Genomic DNA, 13,459 nt, shown 5'->3' with positions numbered 1-13,459 from the left:
GTCACCATAGGCTTGGGTACCGACAGCGCGATGGGGACAGTCGCCGGACTTTTCCGGCTGACGCTGAACCGGTGCCCGGCACTGCTCGTATGGAGTAACGAAAGGGTCACGAAGATCGTGGCCCGGCCCGGGATCACCCCGACTCGTCCTGGGCCGGGACCATCGGACTCGCCGGTCGGCCTTCTCACCGACGCGCGCAGCACTCGGCCGGCCGGCGAGCCCTAACAAAACGGAACCCGCACGCACCCCGCGGTGTACAAGGGGTGTCATCACGGACGAGGAAGCCATAGCCCTGGCGAGGGCAGGTGACCTGGACGCCTACGGCACCCTGGTCGCCCGCTACACCGCGCTCGCACATCGCACCGCCTACCTCCTCGGCGCCGGTCCTGACACCAGCGATGTGGTGCAGGAGGCGTTCGTGAAAGCGTTCAAAGCGCTGCCCCGGTTCCGGGACGGCGCGCAGTTCCGGCCGTGGCTGCTGAGCATCGTGGCCAACGAGACCAAGAACTTGCACCGGACGAAGAAGCGGCGCAACCTCCTCGAACTCCGGGTCGCCGAGGACCCCGTCGATCACCGGGACCCGGCGAACCTCGCGGTGCGGGACGCGGCGAAGACGGAACTGCTCAACGCGATCAGGGCGTTGCCGGACAAGGACAGGCTGGTCGTCACCTGCCGGTACCTGCTCGACCTGAGCGAGGCCGAGACCGCGCAAACGCTTGGCCTGGCCAAGGGAACCGTGAAGTCCCGGCTCTCCCGGGCGTTGACCAAGCTGCGGGAGGCGGTGAGCCATGACTGACGACCAGCTCGAGGCCGCCCTCCGGCAACTCCGCGTCGACGTGCCGGAACCGCCGAACGTCGAGGCGCAGGTCCGCGCGCGGCTGAGCGAACCTCGCAGGCGAAGGCCGGTGCTGGTCACGGCCGCCGCCGTCCTCCTGGCGTTCGCCTTGGCGTTCGCGGTGTCGCCGGACGTCCGGGCGGCGGTCTCGGAGTTCCTGCGGTTCGCCGGGATCGAGTTCAGCCGGCAGCCGCCTCCGCCGATCCCGGAGACGCCGACGGTTCCCGGGGAGCGGAAGACGACCCTGGACGAGGCCAGGAGACGGTTTGACGTCAAGGTTCCCCAAGCGCTTGGTCAGCCAGCCGAGGTCCGGGTGACCGAACGGGTCGTGTCCCTGTTGTACCCCGGCAAGCGGCTGGACCAGTTCGAAGGCGACTTCCGTCCCACGATGGCGAAGTTCGCGCACGCCCAGGACATCGAACGAGTCCGCGTCAACGGCCACGAAGGCCTGTGGATTCCGCGCCCGCACGAGGTCATGTACATCGACCCCAACGGCGTGTGGCAGGACGAGTCCGCGCGGATGTCCGGCAAAACCTTGATCTGGCTGGAGAACGGCATCACGATGCGGCTCGAAGGCGACTTCACCAAGGACGAAGCGATCCGGATCGCGTCCAGCTAGTCGTAGAAGACTCGTTCCACGACTGCTCGGGCACGTCGTGTCATTCGGCGGTAGGCGTCGAGGAACTCGCCGGGGTCGGCGTCGCTCGGGTAGCCCAAAGCGGTTGCCACGGCGAGCAATTCGCGTCCGGAAGTCGGTACCTGGTCGGACTGTTTGCCACGGACCAACGTGGCCGCGTTGCGGACGCTGGTCGCCAGCAGCCACGCGGCGCGCAGCTCCGCGGCGTCCGCGGGCGTGATCAGCTCGGCTTCCTGGGCGGCGGCAAGGCCTTCGAGGGTTCGAGGGGTCCGCAGCGCGGGGATCTCGTGCGCGTGCTGCAACTGCAGAAGCTGCACGGTCCACTCGATGTCGGCCAGGCCGCCGCGGCCGAGTTTGGTGTGTGTGGCCGGGTCGGCGCCGCGCGGCAGCCGTTCGTTGTCCACTCTGGCCTTGATCCGGCGGATCTCACGCACACTGGTCGAGTCCAGACCGCCTCTGGGATAACGGAACTCCTCGATCGCCGCGATGAACCGCGAACCGAGGTCCGCGTCACCCGCGACGAACGCGGCACGCAGCAACGCCTGCGCTTCCCAGACCTCGCTCCACTGCCGGTAGTAGGCGATGTACGAGGTCAACGTCCGCACCAGCGGACCTTGACGTCCTTGTGGCCGCAGTCCGACGTCCACTTCCAGTGGCGGATCCTGGCTCGGCGAACCGAGTGCCCTGCGCATCGATTCGACCACAGTGGACGCGAACTTGACCGCCTCGTCGTCGCTGCCGCCGTCGACGGCCTCACAGACGAACAGGACGTCGGCGTCCGAGCCGTAGCCCAGTTCGGCGCCGCCGAGCCGGCCCATGCCGATGATCGCGATCTTCGCTTTCGGCCAGCCGCCGTACTCGACGGACTTCTCGCGCTCGGCCGCCGCGAGCGCGGACTGCAGCACGGCAACCCATACGCTCGACAGTGCCCTGCACACCGCGGGTGTTTCCATCAACCCGAGCAAGTCGGCGCACGCGATTCGCGCGAGCTCGTGCCGTCGCAGTGACCTGGCCGCGGTCACGGCACTATGCAGGTCACGGTGCCGCGCAACGGCTGTACGCAAGGACATCGCCACTTCGGCGGGGTCCCGGCCGGCGAGTTCGTCGGTGTCGGCGAGCAGGCGCAACACTTCCGGCGCCCGCGCGACCATCTCCGGCACAAGCTTCGACGTGCCCAGCAACTGTGCGATTCGCTCCACAACGGCGCCCTCGTCGCGCAGCAATCGCAGGTACCACGGCGTTGTGGCCAGTGCTTCGGACATTTTGCGATACGACAGCAGCCCGCCGTCGGGATCCGGCGTCTGCGCGAGGAGATCCAGCAGCACGGGAAGCAGCGCGCCTTGAATCGCGGCCCGCCGTGAGACACCGCTGGTCAACGCCGAGATGTGGTTCAACGCGCCTTGCGGGCTCGCGTAGCCGAGCGCGCCCAACCGTGCCGCCGCTTCCGACGCGGTCAGCCTCAGCGCCTCGGTCGGCACCTTGGCCACGGACTCCAGCAGCGGCCGGTAGAACAACTTCTCGTGCAGGCGGCGAACCCGGTTGGCCTGCCGCCGGAACTCCGAGAGCAACACCTGTTCCTCAGCACGGCCCCGGTCTGGCCGGATGCCCGCCGCACGCGCCAGCCACCGCAGGTCAACGAGGTTGTTCTCCTCAGGGAACAGGTGCGTGCGCCGTAGCTTCTGCAACTGGAGACGGTGTTCCAACGTGCGCAGGAAGCGGTACGACTCGCCAAGGCCCGCCGCGTCAGCGCGGCCGACGTATCCGCCCGCGCCCAACGCGGCCAGCGCCGCCGTGGTCGAACCGAGACGCAATGTCTCGTCGCTACGGCCGTGCACGAGCTGCAACAGCTGCACGGCGAACTCGACGTCCCGCAGGCCGCCGCGGCCTAATTTGAGCTCACGCTCGACCAGCTCCGCAGGCACGTGGTCCTCCACGCGGCGCCGCATCTGCTGAACATCGGCCACAAACCCGTCGCGATCGGCCGCGGTCCACACCATCGGCCGGACGACGTCCAGATACGCCTCGCCGAGCGCGGCGTCGCCGGCGACCGGGCGGGCTTTGAGCAGCGCCTGGAACTCCCAGGTCCGGGCCCACCGGCGGTAGTACGCGGTGTGCCCGTCCAAGGTGCGTACCAGCGCGCCCGCCTTGCCTTCCGGCCGCAGCGCCGCGTCGACCTCGAAGCAGGCCGAGCCCGCGACCGTCATCATCCGGCTGGCCAGCCTGGTCGCCACGTCGAGGTCGTCCTCGCCGACGAACACCACGTCGACGTCACTGACGTAGTTCAGCTCGCGGCCGCCGCATTTGCCCATCGCGATCACGGCCAGCCGCGCGTCGTTCGGCCCGATCTCGGTCTGCGCGACCACGAGTGCGGCTCGCAGTGCTTCCTCGGCGAGCACGGTCAGCCGCGCGGCCACGTCGTCGTACGCAGGCTCCGGCAGATCGGGTTCCACCAGGTGCCCGAGGTCGTCCGCGGCGATCAGCAGCAGCCGCTCCCGATACGCCGCCCGCAACGCTTTGACCGCGTCCGCACCGGTCAGCCCGTCCACCGTGGAGACCAGGTCCGGCCCGGTGCCGGTGCGCACCGAGCGCCAGGCGTCCGGGTTGGCCACGAGAAAATCCGCGAGCGCGGTCGAAGCACCGAGCACGGCCATGAGCTTGCCGCGCAGCGCCGTGTCGTCGCGGAGCGCCGCTTCCAGGTCGGCCCAGGCGACGCACTCCCGCATCCGGTCGATTCCGCGTAGCGCGAGATCCGGATCGGGACTCCGGGACAGAGCGGTCAGCATGGGCTCGGCTCCCTGCACCGGGCCTCCGTCACCCCACCATCCCGCCGCTCGCAACGCGGCGTCGGCACGGTCGTCCGTCAGCCCGAAGCGGGCAGTGGACGTGACGGTACGCGCGCGATCAGCCATCACCGTAGAAACTACGCCAGAATGACCGCGATCCCGAGCAACGTCACCACTCCGCACACGGCGAAGCTGCCGAGGGCCACGACGTTCCTGCCCTTGCCCTGGGCCACGACGCCGAAGGCGAAGAGAACCGTGACCAGCAAGGTCACCAGCACGCTGACCGCGAAGACGCTGCCCAGGGCAGTCCAGTTGACGTGCATCAGGCCACCTTGATCTCGTGCGGCTCGGCCTGAGGCGCGATCTCGTCGACCACATGCTCCGGCCGGACCGGACGACGCCGAGACGCGAGCCAGATCCCCAGGGACACCAGAACTCCCACGGCGGCGACGATGATGACGCCGACCGTGCCGCGCTCGGCCACCATGCCCGCGACCGCGCCAACGGCACCTGCGGCGGGCAACGTGATGAGCCACGCGAGCGCCATACGGCCGAACACGCCCCAACGCACGCCGCGCGGCGCACGGCCGAGCCCGGAGCCCATCACACCGCCGGAGCACACGTGCGTGGTCGACAGTGCGAAGCCGACGTGCGACGACGCCAGGATGACCACGGCGGAGCTGGTCTGCGCGGCGAAGCCCTGCGGCGGCTCGATGGTGGTGAGCTTCTTGCCCAGGGTGTGGGTGATCCGCCAGCCGCCGAGGTACGTGCCGAGGGCGATGGCCACCCCGGCGCTGATGATCACCCAGATCGGCGGCCCGGAGCCCGCGGCCAGCGAACCGGACGCGATCAACGCCAGGGTGATGATGCCCATGGTCTTCTGCGCGTCGTTGGTGCCGTGCGCCAGTGAGACGAGCGACGCGGACACCACCTGCCCGGCCTTGTAGCCGCGCTCCACAGTCTTGGTGTCACCGTTGCGGGTGAGCCGATAGGTCAGGTACGTGGCACCCGCGGCGACAAGGCCGGCGACGATCGGTGCGGCCACGGCGGGCACGAGCACCTTCTCGACGACCTTGGCGAAGTGCACCGCGTCGATCCCGGACGCCACCCACGTCGCGCCGATCAGGCCGCCGAACAGTGCGTGCGAGGAACTCGACGGCAGGCCGACGTACCAGGTGATCAGGTTCCAGATGATCGCGCCGATCAGGCCGCCGAAGATGACCGCCGGGGTGATCTTGGCGTCGTCGACGATCCCGCCGGAGATGGTCTTGGCCACCTCGACGGACAGGAACGAGCCGACGAGGTTGAGCACTGCCGACAGCGCCACGGCCGTTCTGGGTCGCAGAGCGCCGGTCGCGATCGAGGTGGCCATCGCGTTGGCCGTGTCGTGGAAGCCGTTGGTGAAGTCGAAAGCCAGTGCGGTGGCCACGACCACGACGACGAGAAGCGCGGGATCCACGCCTGCCCCTCCGGTTTGAAGGTAACTTGCGAGTGAACGCTACCTAACCGGAAAGTGAACGTGACGATCAGACCAGCGGCAACGTCGGCCGCGCCTGGTCGGCGGGCGGAAGTTCACCCGACGCCAGCCGCACGAACCGCTCGACAATGGGCTGCCACGTCTCGGCGATGTCCGCGTGCACACGGTCGAGGTTCTCCCGGTCGAGCGCCCCGGGACGTGCCGTCGCAGCTGCCTGCGGACCCAGCTCGGCCCACTTGAGGATCATGTCGGTAGTCGTCTCGATGTGGAACTGCAACCCGTACGCACAGCCGTTGACGCGGAACGCCTGGTTCGGGTACTTGCCGGAGGACGCCATCAGCTCGGCACCGGGTGGCAGCCGGTCGATGGTGTCGACGTGGAAGTGCATCACGTCGAGCATCAGCGGGGCCTCGGCGAAAAGCGGGTCGGTCCACGCCACGTCTCGTTTGGCGACCAGTGACGGACCGACCTCCGGACCGGCGTCGCCGACGGTGACACGTCCGCCCAGCGCGACGGTGAGCAGTTGGCTGCCGAGGCACACGGCGAGGACCGGCATGCGGTTTCCGGTCGCGGACGCGAGCAGCTGGCGGACGTCCTTGAGCCATGGGTGTTCCGCGTCGTCCAGGGCGCCCATCGCGCCGCCGAGGCAGACCACGCCCTGGTAGTCGTCGAGTGCCGGCAGCGGTTCGGCGAACGGGCGCACGACGGTCAGTTCGGCACCGGCGGCGGTCAGCCAGTCGCCGAGGTTCGCAGCCGGGTCGGAGTCGTCCGGCTGGATCACGAGCAGGCGTGTCATACCTGCCACGTTAGAACCTGTATTCGGCGGTGTCGTCGAGGGGCCGGAAGCCGATCGCCGGATAGATGTGGTTGGTGGTCGCGTTGGCCAGGTCTGTGTTGATCAACACATGCCGGGCACCCTGGTCGAGCGCCCATTGGGCCGCGGCCGCCGTGACGGCGGAGGCGTAGCCGTGGCCGCGGTGTTCGGGCGGGGTGTAGACCGGTGCGATCCTCGCCACGCCTTCGGCCGGACCATTGGCCACCGCCAAGGACACTGGTGTCGCGTCGACTTCCCACAGGATGCCGCCCGCACCTGGGGCGAGCGTCGCCTTCACCATCGGCTCCACCGGGGGAAGCTTTGATCCCGCCGGACGGGTGTCCAGCGCGAACTTGGCGAACCAGTCCATCAGCAGAGGCGCGTCCTTCTCTTCCGCATGACGTGGTGAGCCTGCGGCCACGGGCGGGACGAGCTCGCCGAGTTCGTACATCCGGACGGCCAGGACCCGGGTGGCCGACGCGCCTGTGATCTTCGTCCAGGCGTCGACGAACGCTTCGACCCGATCCACCGGTCCCATCGCCCCGGGCAAGTCAGGCAGGACTTCGTGAACTGTCCTGGCGGTGAAGGCCGCGGCTTCCGCCGGCATGGCACTCACCACGAGGGGATACGGATCGGTCCGGATCACCGCGCCGATCAGCTTCCCGTTGTCGTGCAACGTCAGCAGCAGTGCGCCGGGGAGCGGGTTCGTGGTCACGGTGAGCAGGATCGTGTTCCTGATCGGGTCGGCGGCCAGCACCGGCCAGGCAGCTTCCCGGAACTCCGCTGCGGTCTCGTAGGCCCGTGCTTCCATCGGTCCAGGCTCCATCGCGTCAGAACGTGTACTCGGCCGTGTCTTCGACAGGCCGGTAGCCGATAGCCGGGTAGATGCGGTTGGTCGTCGGGTTCGCCAGGTTGGCGAAGAGCAACACGTCCGTGGCGCCTCGGTCGAGCGCCCATTGGGATGCGGCGGCTGTGGCGGCGGAGGCGTAGCCGTGGCCGCGGTGTTCGGGCGGGGTGTAGACCGGTGCGATCCTCGCCATGCCTTCGAACGGGCCACGGGCCGCTGCGAGGGACACGGGTGTTCCGTCGACTTCCCAGAGGATCGTGACCGCGTCAGGTCCCAGTTTCTCCTTGGCGATTTCTTCGGGGGAGGCCCGTTTCACCGTCGGCGGCAGGGCTTCGCGAAGGAACCGGGTCTTCCAGTCGACCAGGAGCGGGAGGTCGGCTTCTGTCGCTTCACGGGGCGAGCCCGCGGTTTGGGGCGGTTGGAGGTGGTCGAGCCGGAACAGCCGGTGCGCCAAGGTCCGGGTGGCCTGCTTGCCTGTGATGGCGGTCCATGCCGCGACGAAGGCTTCGACCTGCTTGAGCGATCCGCTCGCACCCGGCAGGTCCGGCACCAGGTCGTGGACCGCCTCGGCGGTGAACTCCGCGGCATCGACCGGCATGGCGCTCACCAGGAGTGGATACGGGTCAGTACGGATGACCGCGCCGACAACTTTCCCGTTGTCGTGCAATGTCAGCAGCAGGGCACCGGTCAGCGGTTTGGCGGTCGCGGTGAGCAGAACCGTGTTCCTGATCGGGTCCGCGGCCAGCAGCCGTCCGGCGGCTTCCCGGAACGCCGCAGTCGTCTCGTACGCCCGTGCTTCCATCGTCCCGTCTCCCCTCGTGAGTGTTTATCCGTGTTCTAACCCCGACAAACACTCACGAACATGACATGCGGAAAAGGCCCCACAGATACCTGTGGGGCCCTTCCGGAAATAAATTACGGCGACGACCTACTCTCCCACACCGTACCCAGTGCAGTACCATCGGCGCTGAAGAGCTTAGCTTCCGGGTTCGGAATGGGACCGGGCGTTTCCTCTTCGCTATTATCACCGTAAACCTATGAAATTCACAGACCACACCCCACCCGAGGTGCCCAGCCTGGTATCTCAGAAACCGTACAGTGGATGCGTAACACCTTTGTGAACAAGTCCTCGGCCTATTAGTACCAGTCAACTCCACACGTTACCGCGCTTCCATCTCTGGCCTATCAACCCAGTCGTCTAGCTGGGAGCCTTACCCTATAAAAGGTGGGAGACCTCATCTTGGAACGAGCTTCCCGCTTAGATGCCTTCAGCGGTTATCCCTTCCGAACGTAGCCAACCAGCCATGCCCCTGGCGGAACAACTGGCACACCAGAGGTTCGTCCGTCCCGGTCCTCTCGTACTAGGGACAGCCTTCCTCAAGTCTCCTACGCGCGCGGCGGATAGGGACCGAACTGTCTCACGACGTTCTAAACCCAGCTCGCGTACCGCTTTAATGGGCGAACAGCCCAACCCTTGGGACCTACTCCGGCCCCAGGATGCGACGAGCCGACATCGAGGTGCCAAACCATGCCGTCGATATGGACTCTTGGGCAAGATCAGCCTGTTATCCCCGGGGTACCTTTTATCCGTTGAGCGACCACGCTTCCACAAGCCATGGCCGGATCACTAGTTCCGACTTTCGTCCCTGCTCGACCCGTCAGTCTCACAGTCAAGCCCCCTTGTGCACTTGCACTCAACACCTGATTGCCAACCAGGCTGAGGGAACCTTTGAGCGCCTCCGTTACCCTTTAGGAGGCAACCGCCCCAGTTAAACTACCCACCAGGCACTGTCCCTGAACCAGATCATGGTCCGAGGTTAGACACCCAATTCGACCAGAGTGGTATTTCAACAACGACTCCACCCGAACTAGCGTCCGAGCTTCACAGTCTCCCACCTATCCTACACAAGCCGAACCGAGCACCAATACCAAGCTATAGTAAAGGTCCCGGGGTCTTTCCGTCCTGCCGCGCGTAACGAGCATCTTTACTCGTAGTGCAATTTCACCGGGCCTGTGGTTGAGACAGCCGAGAAGTCGTTACGCCATTCGTGCAGGTCGGAACTTACCCGACAAGGAATTTCGCTACCTTAGGATGGTTATAGTTACCACCGCCGTTTACTGGCGCTTAAATTCTGAGCTTCGCCACACAAGGTGACTAACCCGTCCTCTTAACGTTCCAGCACCGGGCAGGCGTCAGTCCGTATACATCGTCTTACGACTTCGCACGGACCTGTGTTTTTAGTAAACAGTCGCTTCTCGCTGGTCTCTGCGGCCACACAACGCTCCAGGAGTAAATCCCTTCACGCCACACGGCCCCCCTTCTCCCGAAGTTACGGGGGCATTTTGCCGAGTTCCTTAACCACAGTTCACCCGAACGCCTCAGTATTCTCTACCTGACCACCTGTGTCGGTTTAGGGTACGGGCCGCTTGAACACTCACTAGAGGCTTTTCTCGGCAGCATAGGATCATCCACTTCGCCTCAATCGGCTACGCATCACGTCTCAGGCTCAATGGTGTGCGGATTTGCCTACACACCGCCCTACACGCTTACACCAGTACATCCACTCACTGGCGGAACTACCTTCCTGCGTCACCCCATCGCTTGACTAATACCAGTTCAGGTCCCACGCTCCACCACATGAATCGCCCGAAGGCTCAACACATAGCTTTGGGTGGTTAGTATCGCTGGGTTCATCATGGGCGCGTTCACGCGGGTACGGGAATATCAACCCGTTGTCCATCGACTACGCCTGTCGGCCTCGCCTTAGGTCCCGACTTACCCTGGGCGGATTAGCCTGGCCCAGGAACCCTTGGTCATCCGGCGGCAGAGGTTCTCACTCTGCTATCGCTACTCATGCCTGCATTCTCACTCCCACACCCTCCACGAGTCGTTTCCACGCTCGCTTCCAGGGGTGCAGGACGCTCCCCTACCCATCCATGCCACTGCAGAGACACTCGAAAGCATCACTGGATGTATATGCATGAATGACACAGCTTCGGCGGTACGCTTAAGCCCCGCTACATTGTCGGCGCAGGACCACTTGACCAGTGAGCTATTACGCACTCTTTCAAGGATGGCTGCTTCTAAGCCAACCTCCTGGTTGTCTGGGCGACCCCACATCCTTTCCCACTTAGCGCACACTTAGGGGCCTTAGCTGGTGTTCTGGGCTGTTTCCCTCTCGACTACGAAGCTTATCCCCCGCAGTCTCACTGCCGCACTCTCACACGATGGTATTCGGAGTTTGGTTGACTTCAGTAAGCTTGTAGGCCCCCTAGGCCATCCAGTGCTCTACCCCCACCGTGAAACATACGACGCTGCACCTAAATGCATTTCGGGGAGAACCAGCTATCACGGAGTTTGATTGGCCTTTCACCCCTACCCACAGCTCATCCCCCAGGTTTTCAACCCTGGTGGGTTCGGGCCTCCACACCGTCTTACCGGCGCTTCACCCTGGCCATGGGTAGATCACTCCGCTTCGGGTCTAGACCACGCGACTCAACGCCCTCTTCAGACTCGCTTTCGCTACGGCTACCCCACACGGGTTAACCTCGCCACGCAGCACTAACTCGCAGGCTCATTCTTCAAAAGGCACGCCATCACCCCGAAAGGCTCTGACGGCTTGTAGGCACACGGTTTCAGGTACTCTTTCACTCCCCTCCCGGGGTACTTTTCACCTTTCCCTCACGGTACTAGTCCGCTATCGGTCACCAGGAAGTATTTAGGCTTAACGGGTGGTCCCGCCAAATTCACAGCAAATTCCACGAGCTCGCTGCTACTCGGGAACACCACCAAGAGAGATCACGCGCTTTCGCCTAAGGGACTCTCACCCTCTACGGTTCAGCTTTCCAGACTGATTCGACTAGCAACATGATTTTATGACTCTCCGCTGAGTTGACAGCCCCAGCCAGTGGGTCCCACGACCCCCACTACGCAACCCCTGTCAGGTATCACACGCAGTAGGTTTAGCCTCATCCGCTTTCGCTCGCCACTACTCACGGAATCACGGTTGTTTTCTCTTCCTACGGGTACTGAGATGTTTCACTTCCCCGCGTTCCCTCCACACACCCTATATATTCAGGTGCAGGTGACACCCCATAACGGGTGCCGGGTTTCCCCATTCGGAAATCCTCGGATCACAGCTCGGTTGACAGCTCCCCGAGGCATATCGCAGCCTCCCACGTCCTTCATCGGCTCCTGATGCCAAGGCATCCACCGTATGCCCTTAACAACTTGACCACAAAGATGCTCGCATCCACTGTACAGTTCTCAAACACCACACCAGAAAGCCGCCCACTACTGAGAACACCTCTTCCAGGTCACCCTGGCCGGTTTGAACTCGGAGCAACTCCGGTCACCAGAAGCCTCGCACGCCTACGCGTGTTGCCTCAGGACCCAACAGTGTGCCGACCCATCTGCGCTGTCTGAGCGCCGAAAACCAGTAGTTCCACGATTCTTTGAGCTCCACCCAGCGAACATACGCCGCTGCTAGTGGCCTCCCACTCGACAAAGCTTCAGACTCTGCGAGGGTCGAATGCTCCTTAGAAAGGAGGTGATCCAGCCGCACCTTCCGGTACGGCTACCTTGTTACGACTTCGTCCCAATCGCCAGTCCCACCTTCGACCACTCCCTCCCACAAGGGGTTAGGCCGTGGGCTTCGGGTGTTACCGACTTTCGTGACGTGACGGGCGGTGTGTACAAGGCCCGGGAACGTATTCACCGCAGCGTTGCTGATCTGCGATTACTAGCGACTCCGACTTCATGGGGTCGAGTTGCAGACCCCAATCCGAACTGAGACCAGCTTTAAGGGATTCGCTCCACCTCACGGTCTCGCAGCCCTCTGTACTAGCCATTGTAGCATGTGTGAAGCCCTGGACATAAGGGGCATGATGACTTGACGTCATCCCCACCTTCCTCCGAGTTGACCCCGGCAGTCTCCCATGAGTCCCCGGCATTACCCGCTGGCAACATGGAACGAGGGTTGCGCTCGTTGCGGGACTTAACCCAACATCTCACGACACGAGCTGACGACAGCCATGCACCACCTGCACACCAACCACAAGGGAAGCCCTATCTCTAGGGATGTCTGGCGCATGTCAAGCCCAGGTAAGGTTCTTCGCGTTGCATCGAATTAATCCACATGCTCCGCCGCTTGTGCGGGCCCCCGTCAATTCCTTTGAGTTTTAGCCTTGCGGCCGTACTCCCCAGGCGGGGCGCTTAATGCGTTAGCTACGGCACGGAACCCGTGGAAAGAGCCCCACACCTAGCGCCCAACGTTTACGGCGTGGACTACCAGGGTATCTAATCCTGTTCGCTCCCCACGCTTTCGCTCCTCAGCGTCAGTATCGGCCCAGAGACCCGCCTTCGCCACCGGTGTTCCTCCTGATATCTGCGCATTTCACCGCTACACCAGGAATTCCAGTCTCCCCTACCGAACTCAAGTCTGCCCGTATCGACCGCAAGCCCAGGGTTAAGCCCCAGGTTTTCACGACCGACGCAACAAACCGCCTACGAGCTCTTTACGCCCAATAATTCCGGACAACGCTCGCACCCTACGTATTACCGCGGCTGCTGGCACGTAGTCAGCCGGTGCTTCTTCTCCAGGTACCGTCACTCTCGCTTCGTCCCTGGCGAAAGAGGTTTACAACCCGAAGGCCGTCATCCCTCACGCGGCGTCGCTGCGTCAGGCTTTCGCCCATTGCGCAATATTCCCCACTGCTGCCTCCCGTAGGAGTCTGGGCCGTGTCTCAGTCCCAGTGTGGCCGGTCGCCCTCTCAGGCCGGCTACCCGTCGTCGCCTTGGTAGGCCATCACCCCACCAACAAGCTGATAGGCCGCGGGCTCATCCTGCACCGCCGGAACTTTCCACCCCATTGGATGCCCAACGAAGTCGTATCCGGTATTAGACCCAGTTTCCCGGGCTTATCCCAGAGTGCAGGGCAGATTACCCACGTGTTACTCACCCGTTCGCCGCTCGTGTACCCCGAAGGGCCTTACCGCTCGACTTGCATGTGTTAAGCACGCCGCCAGCGTTCGTCCTGAGCCAGGATCAAACTCTCCAACAATGCT

General features: G+C 64.2%; 8 protein-coding genes and 3 rRNA genes. 2 read left to right on the top strand and 9 right to left on the bottom strand.

Annotated features, from left to right (window positions below; translation table 11 throughout):
* Nucleotides 1–148: 148 nt before the first annotated feature.
* Together GC106_RS24005 and GC106_RS24000 are read left to right on the top strand one after the other, a co-directional pair.
* On the top strand, nucleotides 149–796 hold the full coding sequence (locus GC106_RS24005) for an RNA polymerase sigma factor (RefSeq protein ID WP_217280910.1): 648 nt from the start codon (nucleotides 149–151) through the stop codon (nucleotides 794–796).
* Nucleotides 789–1,454, top strand: a complete 666-nt coding sequence (locus GC106_RS24000; protein WP_173134901.1) for a hypothetical protein — start codon at nucleotides 789–791, stop codon at nucleotides 1,452–1,454. The genes GC106_RS24005 and GC106_RS24000 overlap by 8 nt, the downstream gene beginning before the upstream one ends.
* On the opposite strand, the gene GC106_RS23995 is transcribed toward GC106_RS24000, so the two are convergent.
* The 9 genes from GC106_RS23995 to GC106_RS23955 form a co-directional block, all read right to left on the bottom strand.
* A complete protein-coding gene (locus GC106_RS23995; RefSeq protein ID WP_173134899.1) occupies nucleotides 1,451–4,381 on the bottom strand; it encodes a bifunctional [glutamine synthetase] adenylyltransferase/[glutamine synthetase]-adenylyl-L-tyrosine phosphorylase in 2,931 nt (976 codons plus the stop codon). The genes GC106_RS24000 and GC106_RS23995 overlap by 4 nt on opposite strands.
* Before the next feature lie 11 nt (nucleotides 4,382–4,392).
* Entirely contained in the window at nucleotides 4,393–4,578 is a 186-nt protein-coding gene (locus GC106_RS23990; RefSeq protein WP_173134896.1) for a hypothetical protein, read from the bottom strand.
* Nucleotides 4,578–5,714 carry an inorganic phosphate transporter gene (locus GC106_RS23985; RefSeq protein ID WP_173134893.1) on the bottom strand — a complete coding sequence of 379 codons (1,137 nt, stop codon included), beginning with the start codon at nucleotides 5,712–5,714 and terminating at the stop codon, nucleotides 4,578–4,580. Before GC106_RS23985 ends, GC106_RS23990 begins: the two co-directional genes overlap by 1 nt.
* Before the next feature lie 67 nt (nucleotides 5,715–5,781).
* Entirely contained in the window at nucleotides 5,782–6,528 is a 747-nt protein-coding gene (locus GC106_RS23980; RefSeq protein ID WP_173134890.1) for a type 1 glutamine amidotransferase, read from the bottom strand.
* A gap of 10 nt (nucleotides 6,529–6,538) precedes the next feature.
* Complete coding sequence (locus GC106_RS23975) at nucleotides 6,539–7,357, bottom strand: GNAT family N-acetyltransferase (protein WP_173134887.1); 819 nt, start codon at nucleotides 7,355–7,357, stop codon at nucleotides 6,539–6,541.
* A 19-nt stretch (nucleotides 7,358–7,376) separates the two neighbouring features.
* Nucleotides 7,377–8,195 (bottom strand): GNAT family N-acetyltransferase, encoded by an 819-nt coding sequence (locus GC106_RS23970; protein WP_173134884.1) that lies wholly within the window; start codon nucleotides 8,193–8,195, stop codon nucleotides 7,377–7,379.
* 113 nt (nucleotides 8,196–8,308) lie between these two features.
* Nucleotides 8,309–8,425 (bottom strand): 5S ribosomal RNA (gene rrf / locus GC106_RS23965).
* 85 nt (nucleotides 8,426–8,510) lie between these two features.
* Nucleotides 8,511–11,630 (bottom strand): 23S ribosomal RNA (locus tag GC106_RS23960).
* 306 nt (nucleotides 11,631–11,936) lie between these two features.
* Nucleotides 11,937–13,455, bottom strand: a 16S ribosomal RNA gene (locus GC106_RS23955).
* The 16S, 23S and 5S rRNA genes sit together here, the layout of an rRNA operon.
* Nucleotides 13,456–13,459: the final 4 nt, after the last annotated feature.

The organism is Kibdelosporangium persicum, assembly GCF_013280595.1.
Taxonomy (GTDB): Bacteria; Actinomycetota; Actinomycetes; order Mycobacteriales; family Pseudonocardiaceae; genus Kibdelosporangium; species Kibdelosporangium persicum.
The sequence above is the reverse complement of the archived record's forward strand: the minus strand, read 5'-3'. Positions and strand labels throughout refer to the sequence as shown.

Coding starts and splice junctions, on each gene's coding strand:
- GC106_RS23970 (WP_173134884.1), bottom strand. CDS start 8,195: ATGGAAGCACGGGCGTACGAGACGACTGCGGCGTTCCGGGAAGCCGCC.
- GC106_RS23990 (WP_173134896.1), bottom strand. CDS start 4,578: ATGCACGTCAACTGGACTGCCCTGGGCAGCGTCTTCGCGGTCAGCGTG.
- GC106_RS23995 (WP_173134899.1), bottom strand. CDS start 4,381: ATGGCTGATCGCGCGCGTACCGTCACGTCCACTGCCCGCTTCGGGCTG.
- GC106_RS23980 (WP_173134890.1), bottom strand. CDS start 6,528: ATGACACGCCTGCTCGTGATCCAGCCGGACGACTCCGACCCGGCTGCG.
- GC106_RS24000 (WP_173134901.1), top strand. CDS start 789: ATGACTGACGACCAGCTCGAGGCCGCCCTCCGGCAACTCCGCGTCGAC.
- GC106_RS23975 (WP_173134887.1), bottom strand. CDS start 7,357: ATGGAAGCACGGGCCTACGAGACCGCAGCGGAGTTCCGGGAAGCTGCC.